Origin of the sequence: Vibrio nereis NBRC 15637 (assembly GCF_001591105.1) — a bacterium.
Lineage (GTDB): Bacteria > Pseudomonadota > Gammaproteobacteria > Enterobacterales > Vibrionaceae > Vibrio > Vibrio nereis.
The window spans coordinates 236,335-253,554 of sequence record NZ_BCUD01000006.1 but is presented as its reverse complement, the minus strand read 5'-3'; the positions used below and the strand labels follow the sequence as shown (position 1 = coordinate 253,554).

Sequence of the window (17,220 nt, the reverse complement as noted above, 5' to 3'; positions counted from 1 at the left end):
TTGTCCGCAATCCCGAACTAGGCGTCCCCGCCGTCAGCCACTTATTCAGACAAAGCCCTAAACTACGCGTCCCGGCAGTAATGCTAGGGCTTTGTCGTATTTGCCATTTCTCACTCATAAATGATGCACAGCACTGAACGATCATCATCTTCTTCATTCTCTCAGCGCTTTCTCATATCGTGGTCTATCAATTAAGAGCTTCGACTAGCATAGTACGTTCTACTAAAAGTAGAGGCACACCTAACTTTATCATTGTAGTTCTACCCTATAATGCATTGAAAACTTTAAAGCCTTTGGTGCCTTTATTTAATAGCAGTAGGCTACTTGGGTGAGAAGCCATCTAAGATGGTTGTAGCCTGTAGCTCTAAGCCTAAAGGTTTTGTTTCTACTTGAGCGTGCTTAGAGCCTTACTAGAGAAGAGAGGCTATAGAGATATCTAGATAGACAATCGCTACAAAAAAAGCCCGACATGATCTATCGGGCTTTTTAGAAATACTATACCAAGCTTAATTGGACTGTTCTTGCAGTTGCTGCTTTTCTTCCTTCACATTATTCTCTTCCTGTTTCGCTTTTTCGATCATGGGTGTAATGGTTGAACCTTGAACCAGAATTGAGAAAACAACTACCGCGTAAGTCATTACCAGAACAATTTCTTTTACATCGATAAGTTTGTCCTGCACTACCCAGATACCCGATGGGATGGATAACGCCATGGCTAATGCTAGACCGCCTCGTAGCCCCCCCCAAGTAAGTATTTTGACAGACCATGGATTGTATTGGCGATACCTTCTAAAGCCAATATAGGATAAAAAGACGCTCAAATAGCGTGATGCTAGTACTAGTGGAACTGCAAAGGCCATTAGCAGCCAGTCTTCTTGATGAAACTCGAACAGCAACATCGACATACCGATCAACAGGAACAGTACGCCATTAAGGAATTCGTCTACCAACTCCCAGAAGTGGTCTAAATGGTCCTCACTTTCTTTTGAAAAACCAATAAAACGCGTCCAGTTACCAATCATGATTCCTGATACCACCATAGCTAAAGGACCAGAGACGTGAATAACATCGGCGAAGGCATAACCTGCAGTGGGTACTCCAATAGTTAATAGTAATTCCATTGAGTGATCGTCTGTTGCACTGATGAGGTAATGGAAGAGCAGCCCTAAAGCAAAACCATAGATAATGCCGCCGATCGCTTCCTGGATAAATAGGAGAGTGACACTGCCAACGGTTGGGGTTTCAGTCCCAAATGCGATAGTAAATAGAGTGACGAAAATTACCAAGCCGAAGCCGTCATTAAAAAGCGACTCCCCTTCTATTTGTGTGGATATTCGTTTTGGTGCATTGAGCTTTTTCACTATTGCGAGTACGGCAATCGGGTCGGTTGGTGAAATCAGTGCTCCGAATAGTAGGCAGTAGACAAGGTCAAAATGAATACCTATCAATTGGCAGAACCCGTACAGTGCAAAGCCAATAAAAAAGGTCGAAAAAAGTGTGCCTCCCAGCGCTAAAACTGTAATTTCCCATTTTTGATCCTTTAAGTTAGGCAATTTGATCCCGAGACCACCCGCAAATAGCAAGAAACCTAAAATCCCTTTCAACAAAAAATCTTCGAAGTTAATGCTCGACATTGTCTTCGAAGCAATTTCTGTCAGGTGGAACCAGTTATTTTGACCAGCAACGAGTATTACTAGTGAGAGCATCATTGATCCCGCTGTAATAGCAATGGTGGTTTGCATTTTTCCTATCTTACTGTTTATGAACGCTATCATCATGGCAGCAGCAGACAGAAAGCAAAGCGTGTAATAGACCGACATAGAAATCTCTACATGTAACAAAATGTGAATGAGAATTCTCGTCTTAGCTTGCTCAAATAGCAAACACTTTTTGTATTGCGTGATTGATAAATTAAGTTATTTTAGACGTCTATACTTCTTTTTGTTCTGTGATAGGATGGAGCAATAGGTAAAGGAATGAGGCTGTACAGTGGGAAGTAACGTAAGACAACAAATTGAAGCCCAATTGAAGCAACGTATCTTATTGATTGATGGTGGTATGGGCACCATGATTCAAGGATACAAATTGGAAGAGCAAGATTATCGTGGTGAACGCTTTGCCGACTGGCATTGTGATTTGAAGGGTAACAACGATCTGTTGGTTTTGAGTCAGCCTCAAATGATCAAGGAGATTCATGCCGAGTATCTGGAGGCTGGAGCCGATATTCTGGAAACCAATACCTTCAATGCGACCACTATCGCGATGGCAGACTATGACATGGAAAGCCTGAGCGAAGAGATTAACTTTGCTGCGGCAAAGCTCGCTCGTGAAGTGGCTGATGAGTGGACCGCTAAAACGCCAGAGAAGCCACGTTATGTTGCGGGTGTTTTGGGCCCAACCAACCGAACTTGTTCTATCTCGCCTGATGTTAATGACCCGGGCTATCGTAATGTCAGTTTTGATGAATTGGTTGAGGCTTACTCAGAGTCGACTCGCGCGCTGATCAAAGGTGGGTCTGATCTAATCCTTATTGAAACAATCTTCGATACCTTGAACGCGAAAGCGTGCGCATTCGCAGTTGATACTGTCTTTGAAGAGCTCGAAATTAAGTTACCTGTGATGATCTCCGGTACGATCACCGACGCATCTGGCCGTACTCTATCTGGTCAAACGACCGAAGCATTTTATAACTCATTACGTCACGTTCAGCCTCTTTCGTTTGGTTTGAACTGTGCATTAGGACCGGATGAGCTACGTCCTTACGTTGAAGAACTTTCTCGCATCTCTGAATCTTTTGTTTCAACCCACCCTAACGCCGGGTTACCGAACGCGTTTGGTGAGTATGACTTGTCGCCAGAAGACATGGCGGAACACGTCAAAGAGTGGGCGGAAAGTGGCTTTTTGAACTTGATTGGTGGGTGTTGTGGTACGACTCCAGAGCACATCCGTCAAATGGCGAATGCGGTTGAAGGCGTTAAGCCTCGCCAGTTACCTGAACTCAAAGTTGCTTGTCGCCTATCTGGTTTAGAGCCGCTGGCCATTGAAAAGGAAACACTGTTTATTAACGTTGGTGAGCGAACCAATGTAACAGGTTCTGCGCGCTTTAAACGTCTTATCAAAGAAGAGCAGTACGATGAAGCCTTAGAAGTCGCTCGTCAGCAAGTTGAAAACGGCGCTCAAATCATCGATATCAACATGGATGAAGGCATGTTGGATGCTGAGGCGTGTATGGTGCGCTTCTTAAATTTATGTGCTTCAGAACCTGAGATCTCTCGTGTACCGATTATGGTCGACTCTTCAAAATGGGAAGTGATCGAAGCTGGTCTGAAATGTATTCAAGGGAAGGGGATCGTTAACTCAATTTCTTTGAAAGAAGGCAAAGAGAAGTTCATTGCGCAGGCCAAGTTGATTCGTCGCTACGGCGCAGCGGTGATCGTGATGGCGTTTGATGAACTTGGTCAGGCAGAAACGCGCGCACGTAAGCTAGAGATCTGTACCAATGCTTACCGCATCTTAGTCGACGAAGTTGGCTTCCCGCCAGAAGATATTATTTTTGACCCGAATATCTTTGCCGTTGCGACCGGTATCGAAGAGCACAACAACTACGCGGTGGACTTTATTGAGGCGGTAGCGGATATCAAACGAGACCTTCCACACGCGATGATTTCTGGTGGTGTCTCTAACGTTTCTTTCTCTTTCCGCGGTAACAACTATGTGCGCGAAGCGATTCACGCCGTCTTCCTTTACCACTGCTTTAAAAACGGTATGGATATGGGGATTGTTAACGCAGGTCAGCTTGAGGTCTACGACAACGTACCAGAGAAGCTACGTGAAGCAGTAGAAGATGTGGTACTTAACCGTCGTGAAGATGGGACAGAGCGTCTACTTGATATCGCGGCGGAATACGCCAACAAAGGTGTTGGCAAAGAAGAAGATGCTTCGGCCCTAGAATGGCGTACGTGGCCAGTTGAAAAACGTCTTGAGCATGCGCTGGTCAAAGGTATTACCGAGTTTATTATCGAAGATACCGAGGAAGCGCGTGTTAACGCTTCTAAACCACTTGAGGTAATAGAAGGCCCACTAATGGATGGCATGAACGTGGTGGGGGATTTGTTTGGTGAAGGCAAGATGTTCCTTCCTCAAGTAGTGAAGTCAGCACGCGTTATGAAACAAGCCGTTGCTCATTTGGAACCGTATATCAATGCTCTGAAACAAGCGGGTAGCACCAACGGTAAGATATTGCTTGCGACGGTGAAGGGCGATGTCCACGATATAGGTAAAAATATTGTTGGCGTTGTTTTGCAATGTAACAACTACGAGATCATTGATCTTGGGGTTATGGTGCCGTGTGAGCAGATCCTAAAAGTCGCGAAAGAAGAGAACGTCGATATTATCGGCCTATCAGGACTGATCACCCCTTCGCTGGATGAAATGGTTCATGTTGCGAAAGAGATGGAGCGCCTTGATTTTGATTTGCCGCTGCTTATTGGCGGTGCAACAACATCCAAAGCCCATACCGCCGTTAAGATTGAGCAAAACTATAAACATCCAGTGGTGTACGTGAATAACGCTTCACGTGCGGTAGGTGTATGTACTTCATTGCTTTCCAATGAGCTGCGCCCTGCGTTCGTAGAAAAACTCGATGAAGATTACGTACGTGTTCGTGACCAGCATAACCGCAAGAAGCCGCGCACTAAGCCAGTAACGTTAGAACAAGCACGTGCTAACAAAGTTGCTATTGATTGGGACGCTTATACACCTCCAGTGCCTGTTAAACCTGGTGTGCATGTATTTGATGATTTCGATATTGCCACTTTGCGTGAGTACATAGACTGGACGCCATTCTTTATGACTTGGTCCTTAGTGGGTAAGTATCCAAAGATCTTTGAACATGAGGAAGTGGGAGAAGAAGCTCAGCGATTGTTTAAGGATGCCAACGAATTGCTTGACCGTGTTGAGCGTGAGGGGTTAATGAAAGCCCGTGGGATGTGCGCACTGTTCCCGGCGGCGAGTATTGGTGATGATATTGAAGTGTATACTGATGAATCACGTACGGAAGTGGCTCAGGTGCTGTGCAACCTACGTCAGCAAACGGAGAAGCCAAAAGGTTCCAACTACTGTTTGTCTGATTATATCGCGCCAAAAGAGTCGGGTAAGAAAGATTGGATCGGTGCATTTGCCGTCACGGGTGGCATTAACGAGCGTGAGCTGGCCGATGAGTATAAAGCGCAAGGCGATGACTACAACGCGATTATGATTCAGGCGGTGGCAGACCGTTTGGCAGAGGCCTTCGCTGAGTACCTGCACGAGCGCGTTCGCAAGGAAATCTGGGGTTACGCACCGGAAGAGAACCTATCGAATGCAGAGCTAATTCGTGAAAAGTATCAAGGTATCCGTCCTGCACCAGGATACCCTGCGTGTCCGGAGCATACGGAGAAAGGCCCACTTTGGGAGTTGATGAAGGTTGAAGAGACGATTGGTATGTCACTCACGTCAAGTTATGCGATGTTCCCTGGCGCGTCGGTCTCGGGTTGGTATTTTTCTCACCCTGACTCTCGTTATTTTGCGATCGCTCAGATCCAGCAGGATCAAGTGGAAAGCTACGCAGATCGTAAAGAATGGGATATGTTGGAAGCAGAGAAGTGGCTAGGACCGAACATCAACGGTTAACGTAAAGCAAAAAGCGCAGCGTTTCAGCTGCGCTTTTTTATTTTTATAGACTACACCGTTAAATCATAATCGTTGCGAGGCCCAAGAATACTGATAAGCCAATCACATCGGTAACCGTTGTTAAAGCCATACCACCTGCTAAAGCAGGGTCGATATTCATTTTCTTGAGTAGTATCGGTATGGTTACCCCTGCAATCCCAGCGACCAATAAGTTAGTGAGCATGGCTGCAGAAATAATACTGCCTAGCATCCAATTGCCTTTCCATGCGACAACAATTCCACCAATGATAAGCGCCCACATTATGCCGTTGAGCAAGCCAATAGCGGCTTCCTTCATCAGCAATTCGCGCTTGTTGGCATCACCAATGTGGCCTAAAGCCAGTCCCCGTATAACTAGTGCAACGGTTTGGTTACCGGCAACCCCACCCATGGAAGGTACGATGGTCATTAGTACTGCAATTGCTGCCATCTGATCTAAAGTGGCTTCAAACATGTTGGAAACAGAAGCAGCAGCAAGGGCGGCGAGTACATTTGCACCAAGCCAGATACTGCGTTTTCGAGCTGACTTTACCACGGGTGCGAAGGTATCTTCATCATCATCCATACCTGCCATGCTCATCATCGAGTGTTCGGCATCTTCGCGAATAATATCAACCACGTCATCAATGGTGATGCGTCCAACAAGGTGCTTGTTCTCGTCGATAACTGGCGCAGACACCCAATTACGGCGCTCAAATAGACTTGCCACATCTGAATCGCTCATGGTGACTTCAATCGCTTCATCAGTATCTTCCATGACTTCTGCGACTTTTACGTCTGGCTGAGTGGTGATCAAGGCTGTAATTGAGAGCTCACCAATCAATTGGTTTTCTTCATCAATGACGTACAGTGCATCAGTAGCTTCTGGTAGCTCTCCGCGCATACGCAAGTAACGAAGGACAACATCAACATCGACATCACCACGAATAGTGACAACGTCGGTGTTCATGATACTACCAGCAGTATCTTCAGGATAAGCGAGAGCTGCTTCTACGCGAAGACGGTCGGCGCTGTCCATTTGAGAAAGCACTTCTTTGGATACGTCATCTGGCAAGCTACGTAAAACGTAAGCAACATCATCGGTATCCATACCTTCAGTGGCTTCCGCAAGCATCTCCGGAGGCATCTTGGAGACTAACGCATCTTTTACGTCTTCGTTAAGTTCATCAAGAATCTCACCATAATCTTCTGGATCGGTAAGTTGCCAAAGAACTTCACGGCTTCTGCGAGGGGCGGCTTCTAATAGATGGGCAATATCTTCTGGCTCCATATCCTGCAGCTGACGGCGGACATGGACAAAACGACCATTTTCTAGAGCTTCTGTGACTTCCTGGAGGGCTTGGTGAGCTTGGTCAAATTCGATTTGCTCTGCCATTGTTTCCCCCTGACTCTATGTTTTTACAATACTTTGCATAGTAACTTAAATTTAGGATTAATTTAATAAGTTAATATGAAGGAGGGGGATTTAATTCAGGACTGGGTGGTTAATCGTCTTCTTCAAATTTGTCTTCAATTAAGTGACACACCGCTTCGAGAGCAGGGCTAGAGTCGCTACCTTCTGCGCTAATGGTGACGTATTCACCTTGGGCAGACTCCAGCATCAGCAACCCCATCACACTGTCTGCAGTGGCTTCTTTTCCTTCGCCATTTTGTATGGTGAGCACAGCATCAAATGATTGGGCCAGTTCAACGAGTTTTACAGCAGCACGAGCATGAAGCCCTAGACGATTTTGAATGAGGACGGTTCGACTCTCTTGCTGCATTATTTACTCCTTGTGGTGTTGCTCTAGGGATGTGTGACGAATTTGTACTTGGTGACCCATTTCCGCAAAATGTTCGGCAATTTGCTGGGTCAAATAGACCGAGCGATGTTTACCACCAGTGCAGCCAATCGCTACGGTTAAATAGCTTCGATTGTTTTTTTCTAACTGCGGTAACCAGTTCTCAATAAACTGCTCTATTTGTTTCTTGAGTTCTAAAACATCTTGATGACTTTCTAGGAAAGCCTTTATTGGGCCATCTAAACCGGTAAGCGGGCGTAAAGCTGGTTCCCAGTGTGGATTCGGCAGGAAGCGTACATCAAAGACAAAATCCGCATCATTAGGTAAGCCGTATTTGAAACCAAACGATTGAAATACCATGACTAAGTTTTTACGACCTCGGCCTTCAACGCGCATGCGTACCGTTTCGCTTAAATCATGCAAAGATTGGTTACTGCTGTCGATAACTAGGTCAGCGTGCTCTTTGAGTGGTTCGAGTATTTTTCTCTCTTTTTCTATCGCTTGTTCTAAAGAAACCTGATTTTCGCTGAGTGTTAATGGGTGAATTCGGCGTGTTTCACTGTATCTCTTCAGTAGGGTATCTTTGGTAGCACCTAAAAAGAAAACACTTACATCAGACGCCTGCTTTAACCTGCTCAGGATGTCTTTGACTAAGTTGGGCTCTCGCGGGAGGTTGCGTATATCGATACTCACAGCAACATTTTGTTTGCTGGACTGAACAGATTTGACGAATACTTCCAGAAGGTCGACAGGGAGGTTATCGACACAATAGTAGCCTAAATCTTCCAGTACTCTCAGAGCGACGCTTTTTCCTGCTCCAGATTGGCCACTTACTACAATCAAACGCATTATTGATTAACCATGATGTCGTACAGTTCTTTATCTGACTGAGCACTTCGTAACTGCTTCAAAACTTGTTTGTTGTTCAGGCGCTCAGCCATGCTTGAAAGAGTTTTAAGGTGCTCTTTACATTGCTCGTCGGGAACCAGTAACGCAAAAAGCAAATCAACAGGTCTGTTATCAATAGAGTCAAATTCGACAGGGGACTCACACTGAAGAAGAACCGCGATGGCTTTATCGCTGGAGTGCATACGAGCATGGGGAATGGCGATCCCATTTCCGATGCCAGTACTGCCCATTTTCTCGCGGCTAAGCATACATTCAAACAATTCAGTTGAACTTTGGCCGGTGTGTTGTGCCACAAGCTCGCTAATCATTTCGAGGGCACGCTTTTTACTAGTACACTGGACTGCACTTTTCGTGCAGTCCAGTGAGAGGATTTCTCTAAGTTGCATGATTTTAATGGGTGTTTAATTTGGCTTTATGCTTATTCAGCTGGCGAACCAGTTTATCGACCAGGGAGTCGATAGCTGCGTACATGCTTTCATCATCAGCTGAAGCATGAATTTCGCCTTGGTTGACGTGAAGGGTAGCTTCTGCGATTTGATTTAGTTTTTCAACTTTTAAAACAACATGGACATTGTTTATATGGTCAAAAAAACGCTCAAGCTTTTGAAACTTTTCGTTTACGTAGTCTTGCATTGAATCGGTTAGATCAACGTGTTGGCCATTAATATTGATTTGCATAGACTTTCCTTCTCGGTTTTATGCCTTATAGCAGGCGTTTGCGCTGACTTGAAGAGGCGATGCCCAACGATTCACGGTATTTTGCTATTGTTCGTCTAGCGACCTGAATCCCTTGATCAGCGAGTAAAGCTGCAATCTTACTATCGCTCAGTGGTTTCGCACTGTTTTCAGCGGCAACGAGCTTTTTAATCAGAGCCCGGATTGCAGTCGATGAACACTCTCCACCATTATCCGTATTTACATGGCTGGAGAAGAAATACTTGAGTTCAAAAATACCACGAGGTGTGTGCATGTATTTTTGCGTTGTCACCCTCGAGATTGTGGACTCGTGCATATCAACGTCTAGTGCGACATCGTTCAGCACCATAGGCTTCATTGCCTCTTCTCCATACTCGAAGAAATCTCTCTGATGTTCAACAATACACTTTGCAACTTTGAGCAGCGTCTCGTTTCTACTTTCTAAACTCTTAATTAGCCATTTTGCTTCTTGCAAATTGCTGCGGATGTACTGACTGTCCGCGCTGTTACCTTTACCAAGAGCTGCATACTGCTGATTGACTTTGAGTCTTGGTACTGAGTCTGGGTTGATAGTGACTACCCACTTACCATGTTCTTTAAAGACAGAGACATCGGGAATAACGTACTCAGCATGCTCAGTCGCAATTCGGCTACCTGGACGAGGGTCGAGTTGTTGAATTAACTGAAGTATGTCACGCAGCTCCGATTCTTTAAGCTTAGTCTCTTTAATGATGAGTTTGTAATCTCGATTACCCAATTGGTCAATGTGGTTGGTGAGCACTAACTTTGCTTCATTTAACCAAGGGGTATCTTCAGGGTAGGTGGCCAGTTGAAGTAGTAGACAATCCTGTAGATTGATTGAGGCCACACCTAATGGATCAAACTGTTGGATGCGCTTGCGTACGGCTTCTATCTCTTCAATTTCAAGCTCTTCCAGATCAAAGCTCTCTAATATATCTTGCAGAGACATAGTGAGATAACCGTAGTCATCAATGGCGTCAATGAGCGCAAGGGCGATGGTACGGTCGGTTTCACTGAATGGAGTGAGGTCGAGTTGCCATATAAGGTAATCATGAAGGCTTTGCGTTGTCTCGCCTTGATAGACGGGCGTATCGTCGTCGAGCGCCAGTCCTGTATTACCGGTATTTGCGCTGTAAACGTCATCCCAAGTTGTGTCTATTTCGAGCTCGGAACTAATCTCAGATTTCTCGATGAGGTCTGAGCTGTCTTTTACTTCAGGTTCTGTGCTTTCAGCAGCGGTTTCTTTCTCCTCATTACCAGACTTATCTTCTGTATGAGAAACATCATCGCCTGCCTCTTCCACTTCTAAGAGTGGGTTTGAATCCAAAGCTTCTTGAATTTCTTGTTGAAGATCTAGCGTTGACAGTTGCAACAAGCGAATTGCCTGTTGCAGTTGAGGTGTCATCGCTAACTGCTGTCCTAGCTTGAGTTGTAATGAGGGTTTCATTCAGTAGTACTTGCCTTAAATGCTTATAGAATCTTACCGTTCTTCACTGTAATCATAGTCGGAATTGTTCTCCGAGATAAACTTGTTTTACTTGCTCATTATTGAGAACTTCATCCGGTGAGCCCTCTGCTATTAGGTGTCCCTGACTTACGATGTAGGCTTTTTCACACACATCGAGCGTTTCACGCACGTTGTGGTCAGTGATTAATACGCCCAAGCCCCGATCGCGAAGGTGCTCAATAATCTTCTTGATATCGATAACGGAAATTGGGTCGACACCGGCAAATGGTTCATCCAAAAGAATGAACTTTGGGTTAGCTGCAAGGGCGCGTGCAATCTCCACTCGACGTCTTTCACCACCTGATAGTGCCATACCTGCACTGTGACGAATGTGCTGGATGTGGAATTCTTCAAGTAAATCTTCCAATTTGTCTTGACGCTCTTCACGGGTCAATTCTTTACGCGTTTCAAGAACTGCCATGATGTTATTTTCAACAGACAGCTTACGGAAGATAGACGCTTCTTGCGGCAGATAGCCAATTCCCATTCTGGAACGGTTGTGCATTGGTAGTACACTGATGTCTTGGTCATCGATGTAAATCGCGCCTTCATCACGCGCCACCAGTCCTACGATCATATAGAACGAGGTTGTTTTTCCTGCACCGTTTGGTCCGAGCAGACCAACAATCTGGCCCGAATTCACCTGCAGGCTAACATCGGTAACTACCTTTCTGTTTTTATAACTTTTTGCTAAATGTTCTGCTTTGAGTAGTGCCATAGTTATTCTTGAGCTGCCTGAGGTTGAAGGACAGTTGTCACACGATCACCCTTTGACTGGCTGTCTGCGATCAGTTTCTGCTGTGAGATCTTATAGCGGATCTGTGAGCCGCGAATAGTACTGTCATCTTGTGAAAGCATGGCGCTTTTCTTCATCGTCAGTTGATCTTTAGCCAAGCTATATTGCATCTCTTTGGCTTCGCCATACAAGGTTTTACCATCGTCAGTGAGCTGAGAAAATGTAACCAGATTGCCAAAGGCATCGATGCTTTGTATTGAACCGTTCTTTGGGTTACGAGTGACCACGACTTTAGCGGCATTAATATTGATGCTGCCTTGTTTTAACTTTACATCGCCCTGAAAGGTAACTTTATTACTTTTCATGTCCAGCTGTTGGCTATCTGAATCAATATAGACGGGCTGGTCTTGATCCGAAGATAGCGCCAATGCTTGGCTGGAAAGAAGTAAGCATGTGATCAGACTAAGGTGTGAAAGTTTCATATCTACCTTGTACGCTTTTATAAAGGGTTGCATTGTGGTCGGCAAAGTTGCCTCTCATTGCTTGCCCGATAGTGTTAAATTGTGGACCTTTGATGATAACTTGGTTATCTGCCCAAAAATCTCGATTGTCTAAGCGGATTTTCATGCTATCTGTCGACAGCGTGTCAAATCCGGATCCCGGCAACAGATTCTTAACCAGAACATTGTTAGATAAAATCAAAACGTGCTCTTTGTTTAGTACCCCTTTTTTCGCTTCTATCTTCCATTCAAGGGTGCTGCCATCTTTATAAACGTTAAGAACCGGGTTGTTGAATACTGTATCTCCGCCTTTGGCAAAGTGTTCCATGTCTAGAGATGTGATGACATAGCTGCGAACACCTTCTTCATTATAGGAGGTATTGTTCAAAGCTTTACCGCTAAACATGGGAAGTTCGATGTCTGGACTAACCTGTATGGTTTCTTTTTGTTGCTGCCCGAGGAGATAGTAGGCAGAGCCGCACAAAATTAACGCTAAGATCAGGTAGCCTAAACGCGATAGGCTCATATGCTCAGCCCTTTGTGGACATCGAGTTCATCACGCGCTTGCAAGATCAAGTCGCATACTTCACGCACTGCGCCGTGTCCACCTTTAATGCTGGTCACGTAGTTCGCGCGTTTGGCTAGGAGTGGGTGCCCATCTGCCACACAAACCTTTAACGCCACTTTTTCCATCACTGGCCAATCAATTAAGTCATCGCCAATGTAGCCCGTTTGCTCGGGAGCAATATTGAGTTTGTCACAGATGTCGAAATACGCTTTGACTTTATCGTCTTGTCCTTGATAGATAAGAGATACGCCTAACGCCTTCATTCGATTCTCAACAATTTTTGATTGTCTTCCTGTGATGATCGCGATTTCAATGCCTGCATTCATCAGCGATTTTACGCCATAGCCATCGCGGGTATGGAATGTCTTGAGCTCTTCGCCATCATTACCCATATAGATGAGACCATCAGAGAATACCCCGTCTACGTCGCAAATCAGAAGCTTAATGTCTTTGGCAATTTGTAAAATATTTTGTTCCACTGGCTTATATAGAGTGTCTACCATTACAGACATTACATTACTCCTGCTTTCAGCAAATCGTGCATATTCAATGCACCTACAACTTTCCCTTCTTCACAAAGAATTAATCCATTAATGCTTTTATTTTGCATAAGGTTCAAGCCTTCCGCCGCCAACATATTTGGCGTAGCTGTGGTTGGATTGTGTGTCATGACATCGCCGATAAGTGCTGTATGGATGTCAACGCGCTTATCTAGAATTCGACGTAAGTCACCGTCGGTAAAAATGCCGACAATCTGCTGGTGGTCATCAACCACTGCTGTCATCCCCAAACCTTTCTGGCTGATTTCGAGCAACGCGTCACGAACGACAGTATTTGGCTTAACCAACGGAAGGGACTGGCCAGTATGCATAATATCTGAGAGCTTAAGTAGCAATTTACGACCGAGTGCGCCACCTGGGTGAGACATCGCAAAATCTTCTGCGGTAAAGCCGCGTGCTTGCAACAGGGCCACGGCCAATGCGTCACCCATCACCAGAGTCGCAGTGGTGCTAGACGTTGGGGCTAAGCCTAACGGGCAAGCCTCTTGTGGAACCGTTATTTGCAGATGCAGATCGGACAGTTTTGCCATGTTTGACTCTGGCTTACCCGTCATACTAATGATGCTGATATCTAAGCGCTTGAGCACTGGGAATAGGCTGAGGATTTCTGAAGACTCACCGGAGTTAGAGATGGCCAGAACGATATCGCCTCGTTCAATCATGCCTAAATCACCGTGCGCCGCTTCTCCTGGATGAACAAAAAACGCGGACGTACCAGTACTTGCTAGGGAGGCAGCGATCTTATTGCCGATGTGCCCAGATTTGCCCATGCCCATTACAACGACCTTGCCCTCTTTGTTGGCAAGGATCAGTTCGCATGCTTTTACAAAGCTGTCATTAAAATACTGATCAAGCTGCTCTAAAGCCTGGATCTCTGTTTTTAATACATCCAGAGCGGCTGAACGATAATCAAACATGTCAAACTCCATCCGATAAAACTACGCGGTCATGTTAAGGACTAAATAACCTTGGTAGGCAAGAAAAATACAGAATAGTACACCGCCTTCTGCACGAGAAATGCGGCGTGATTTACCGAAAGCCATCGCGACCAAGAGTAAAGAAACACCAAGCATAACCCAAAAGTCACGACCCATCGCATATTCGCTCAAAATGGACGGGTTAAGAATGCCAGGGATACCCATGACAGCGAGAATATTGAATACGTTGGAGCCGATGATGTTACCAACCGCCATATCATCTTCACCTTTCATCACGCCAGCTAGAGAAGCGGCTAGTTCTGGTAAGCTTGTACCTACGGCAATGATCGTTAGGCCAATCACCAGGTCACTCATCCCAAAGTATTGCGCGATGACTACCGCGTTCTCAACCAGCATATCTGCTGACAGTGGGAGAATGACGAGACCGATAACAACCCAAACTGCTGCCTTTATATTACTGACACCTTCTGGGACTTCGGATTCTTGCTCATCTAAAAGTGCGTCACTCGTGCCAGTCGCTTTCTCATTTCTGCTGATACGTAGCATGGCTAAGATAAAGGCAGTAAATAGGACAAACAGCAGCACACCTTCATAAAAACCTAAGTGACTATTCCAAAGCAGAATACCAGCTAAAACGGTTACACCTATCATTAAAGGCAGCTCGCGGCGCAGGATTGTGGAGCTTATAGACAGTGGTTTTATTAGCGCGGTGATACCAAGAATAAGAGCAATATTGGCGATGTTCGAACCTAGGACATTGCCAACAGCCGTGTCGGTCTTACCGTCTAGTGCGGCTGTTGCCGACACCATCATTTCAGGAGCTGATGAACCCATTGCAAGGATAGTCATACCGATCACTAATGGTGAAATACCGACATTTCGAGCCAGTGCTGCTGCACCGAAAACCAGTTTGTCTGCACTCCAAACCAAAAATACTAATCCGATAACGAGAAACGCAACGGCTTCAAACATGATGCTTCCTAATTTTATTAAAACGAGAGAATTTAACCGTTAATTTTGACGTGTTGGTCTATAAAAGGGAAGCGGTTAGTTCAATTAATTGTTAACCATTGATTCGGTTCAAATCTTTGACTTTGGGGATATTGAACCCCCGCGATGTTTTGAGTCTTGCGCGGTAATTAATTGAACAGTGCTTTAAATTCAATAGGAATGTGCTTATGATTGCCCATTCGTAACGAACTGATAAGAGTTAGCGATGACACCAGAAGACTTAGTAACCGTCAAACAATTAACGTTTTCTCGAGGTGAGCGAAAAATATTTGATGGTATTAGCCTACACGTGCCAAAAGGCAAAGTAACGGCCATTATGGGGCCTTCTGGGATTGGTAAAACAACCTTATTAAGGCTGATTGGCGGCCAGATTGCACCTGAAGAAGGGGAGATTTGGTTTGATGGTAAAAACATTCCCGTTTTGAGCCGGAAGCAGCTTTACGCAGAGCGTAAAAAAATGAGCATGCTATTTCAGTCTGGGGCTTTGTTTACCGATCTGAATGTGTTCGACAATGTTGCTTTTCCACTCCGAGAGCATACCCAACTGAATGAGGAGCTCATTCGTACCTTAGTGCTTTTAAAACTAGAAGCTGTGGGGTTACGGGGCGCCGCTGAACTCATGCCGAGTGAGCTATCGGGCGGTATGGCGAGACGAGCTGCTTTAGCAAGAGCGATCGCCCTCGACCCTGAGCTCATCATGTTCGATGAACCTTTTGTGGGTCAAGACCCAATCACCATGGGAGTCCTGGTAGAGCTGATACGCAACCTCAACCAAGCCCTTGGGGTGACATCGATAGTGGTGTCTCATGATGTACCTGAAGTAATGAGTATTGCTGATTGGGTGTACATCTTAGCCGACGGGAAAATGATTGCGTGTGGTACACCGGATGAAATAAGAGAGAACCCTGACCCTCAGGTTCAGCAATTCCTCAAAGGTAAAGCTGATGGTCCCGTTCCATTTCGATACCCAGCACAACCACTAGCGCAGGAGCTATTTCAATGATGTCTGAGTTAGCGAACTTCGTCTCCGGCACAGGCCGTAGAACCATGTCAGTACTGCAAGCCTATGGTCGTGCCAGTTTAATGCTATTTGGCGCGATTGTTACTCGACCTAAGCCACTAAAAAATTTACCTTTGCTCGTTAAGCAGCTTTATAGCGTTGGTGTGCAATCACTGATCATTATTGTGTTATCTGGCTTGTTTATCGGCATGGTATTGAGCCTGCAAGGGTACGTCATTCTGGTGGACTTTGGGGCAGAAGGGGCGCTCGGGCAAATGGTCGCGTTATCCTTATTACGTGAACTTGGCCCTGTTGTGACGGCCCTGCTATTTGCTGGTCGAGCTGGTTCTGCGTTGACGGCAGAAATCGGCTTGATGAAAGCGACCGAACAGCTATCTAGCTTGGAAATGATGGCGGTTGATCCACTGAAGCGGGTGATTGCTCCTCGCTTTTGGGCTGGTGTTATCTCGATGCCACTGCTTGCAATGATTTTTATGGCGGTCGGTATTTGGGGAGGGCAGCTTGTTGGTGTGGATTGGAAAGGCATTGATCATGGTAGCTTCTGGTCGGCGATGCAGGCTTCTGTTGAATTGGGTCAAGACATCGGCAACAGCATGATAAAAAGCCTCGTGTTTGCCATTACGGTCACTTGGATTGCTTTATTTAATGGATATGACGCGATTCCAACCTCGGCTGGAATTAGCCAAGCGACGACTCGCACCGTCGTACACTCTTCACTCGCGGTACTTGGTCTAGACTTCGTACTAACTGCATTGATGTTTGGGAATTAAACATGCAACAAACTCGAAAAATAGAATTATGGGTAGGTAGCTTTGTACTTGCTGGAATTTGCGCAATTCTGGTAATGATTTTTCAAGTTGCTGACGTAAAAGGCTTTGGCTCAGACGATACTTACACACTCAATGCCGAGTTCGATAACATCGGCAGTCTTAAGGTTCGTTCACCTGTGAAAGTGGGTGGTGTGGTGATTGGTCGTGTTACGCAGATTGGCCTAGATACAGAGTCATTGTTACCTGTGATCACGATGGAAATTAACAGTAAATATGATCAGTTCCCAGAAACATCAAGTGTGAAAATTCTGACTTCTGGCTTGATTGGTGAGCAGTATATTGGACTCACTCCAGGGTTTATTTTTGAAGATGAACAGATGCTGGTGGACGGAGATTTCATTGAAGACACTAAGTCGGCAATGGTTTTAGAAGACTTGATTGGCCAAGTGCTTTACAGCGTTGGCGGTGACTCAGACAGTGAATAGGTAGGAAA

The 17,220-nt window shown here is 45.4% G+C and carries 17 protein-coding genes; 4 read left to right on the top strand and 13 right to left on the bottom strand.

The genetic code is table 11. The features are described 5' to 3' along the window. Positions 1 to 506 precede the first annotated feature (506 nt). Positions 507 to 1,820: a cation:proton antiporter gene (locus VNE01S_RS09200; protein ID WP_053394304.1), complete on the bottom strand. Its 1,314-nt coding sequence runs from the start codon at positions 1,818 to 1,820 to the stop codon at positions 507 to 509. 169 nt (positions 1,821 to 1,989) lie between these two features. Between VNE01S_RS09200 and metH the strand changes: the two genes are divergently transcribed. Then, complete coding sequence (gene metH, locus VNE01S_RS09195) at positions 1,990 to 5,670, top strand: methionine synthase (RefSeq protein ID WP_053394303.1); 3,681 nt, start codon at positions 1,990 to 1,992, stop codon at positions 5,668 to 5,670. Positions 5,671 to 5,728: 58 nt separating this feature from the next. On the opposite strand, the gene mgtE is transcribed toward metH, so the two are convergent. From mgtE to VNE01S_RS09135, 12 genes are all read right to left on the bottom strand, one after another. Continuing rightward, on the bottom strand, positions 5,729 to 7,084 hold the full coding sequence (gene mgtE / locus VNE01S_RS09190) for a magnesium transporter (RefSeq protein WP_053394302.1): 1,356 nt from the start codon (positions 7,082 to 7,084) through the stop codon (positions 5,729 to 5,731). Positions 7,085 to 7,193: 109 nt separating this feature from the next. Then, positions 7,194 to 7,472 (bottom strand): HPr family phosphocarrier protein, encoded by a 279-nt coding sequence (locus VNE01S_RS09185; protein ID WP_053394301.1) that lies wholly within the window; start codon positions 7,470 to 7,472, stop codon positions 7,194 to 7,196. A gap of 3 nt (positions 7,473 to 7,475) precedes the next feature. Beyond that, complete coding sequence (gene rapZ, locus VNE01S_RS09180; RefSeq protein ID WP_053394300.1) at positions 7,476 to 8,339, bottom strand: RNase adapter RapZ; 864 nt, start codon at positions 8,337 to 8,339, stop codon at positions 7,476 to 7,478. Then, on the bottom strand, positions 8,339 to 8,785 hold the full coding sequence (gene ptsN / locus VNE01S_RS09175; RefSeq protein WP_053394299.1) for a PTS IIA-like nitrogen regulatory protein PtsN: 447 nt from the start codon (positions 8,783 to 8,785) through the stop codon (positions 8,339 to 8,341). The genes rapZ and ptsN overlap by 1 nt, the downstream gene beginning before the upstream one ends. A gap of 4 nt (positions 8,786 to 8,789) precedes the next feature. Then, the gene (hpf, locus tag VNE01S_RS09170; protein ID WP_053394298.1) at positions 8,790 to 9,077 is read right to left on the bottom strand and encodes a ribosome hibernation promoting factor; all 288 of its coding nucleotides are present in this window, start codon (positions 9,075 to 9,077) and stop codon (positions 8,790 to 8,792) included. Positions 9,078 to 9,102: 25 nt separating this feature from the next. Continuing rightward, complete coding sequence (locus tag VNE01S_RS09165; protein WP_053394297.1) at positions 9,103 to 10,563, bottom strand: RNA polymerase factor sigma-54; 1,461 nt, start codon at positions 10,561 to 10,563, stop codon at positions 9,103 to 9,105. A gap of 52 nt (positions 10,564 to 10,615) precedes the next feature. Continuing rightward, the gene (lptB, locus tag VNE01S_RS09160) at positions 10,616 to 11,341 is read right to left on the bottom strand and encodes an LPS export ABC transporter ATP-binding protein (protein ID WP_053394296.1); all 726 of its coding nucleotides are present in this window, start codon (positions 11,339 to 11,341) and stop codon (positions 10,616 to 10,618) included. A gap of 2 nt (positions 11,342 to 11,343) precedes the next feature. Further along, entirely contained in the window at positions 11,344 to 11,841 is a 498-nt protein-coding gene (lptA, locus tag VNE01S_RS09155) for a lipopolysaccharide transport periplasmic protein LptA (RefSeq protein ID WP_053394295.1), read from the bottom strand. Beyond that, a complete protein-coding gene (gene lptC, locus VNE01S_RS09150; RefSeq protein ID WP_053394294.1) occupies positions 11,822 to 12,385 on the bottom strand; it encodes an LPS export ABC transporter periplasmic protein LptC in 564 nt (187 codons plus the stop codon). The genes lptA and lptC overlap by 20 nt, the downstream gene beginning before the upstream one ends. Further along, a complete protein-coding gene (kdsC, locus tag VNE01S_RS09145) occupies positions 12,382 to 12,939 on the bottom strand; it encodes a 3-deoxy-manno-octulosonate-8-phosphatase KdsC (RefSeq protein WP_053394293.1) in 558 nt (185 codons plus the stop codon). The genes lptC and kdsC overlap by 4 nt, the downstream gene beginning before the upstream one ends. After that, positions 12,939 to 13,904 carry a KpsF/GutQ family sugar-phosphate isomerase gene (locus VNE01S_RS09140; RefSeq protein ID WP_053394292.1) on the bottom strand — a complete coding sequence of 322 codons (966 nt, stop codon included), beginning with the start codon at positions 13,902 to 13,904 and terminating at the stop codon, positions 12,939 to 12,941. The genes kdsC and VNE01S_RS09140 overlap by 1 nt, the downstream gene beginning before the upstream one ends. A gap of 21 nt (positions 13,905 to 13,925) precedes the next feature. Further along, a complete protein-coding gene (locus VNE01S_RS09135) occupies positions 13,926 to 14,897 on the bottom strand; it encodes a calcium/sodium antiporter (RefSeq protein ID WP_053394291.1) in 972 nt (323 codons plus the stop codon). 244 nt (positions 14,898 to 15,141) lie between these two features. Between VNE01S_RS09135 and mlaF the strand changes: the two genes are divergently transcribed. The 3 genes from mlaF to mlaD are packed head-to-tail and all read left to right on the top strand — an operon-like array spanning position 15,142 to position 17,212. Continuing rightward, positions 15,142 to 15,939: a phospholipid ABC transporter ATP-binding protein MlaF gene (gene mlaF, locus VNE01S_RS09130; RefSeq protein ID WP_053394290.1), complete on the top strand. Its 798-nt coding sequence runs from the start codon at positions 15,142 to 15,144 to the stop codon at positions 15,937 to 15,939. Beyond that, positions 15,939 to 16,727, top strand: coding sequence for a lipid asymmetry maintenance ABC transporter permease subunit MlaE (gene mlaE / locus VNE01S_RS09125; protein WP_373278542.1), 789 nt, complete (start codon positions 15,939 to 15,941; stop codon positions 16,725 to 16,727). Before mlaF ends, mlaE begins: the two co-directional genes overlap by 1 nt. A 2-nt stretch (positions 16,728 to 16,729) precedes the next feature. Beyond that, on the top strand, positions 16,730 to 17,212 hold the full coding sequence (gene mlaD, locus VNE01S_RS09120; RefSeq protein ID WP_053394288.1) for an outer membrane lipid asymmetry maintenance protein MlaD: 483 nt from the start codon (positions 16,730 to 16,732) through the stop codon (positions 17,210 to 17,212). Positions 17,213 to 17,220 lie beyond the last annotated feature (8 nt).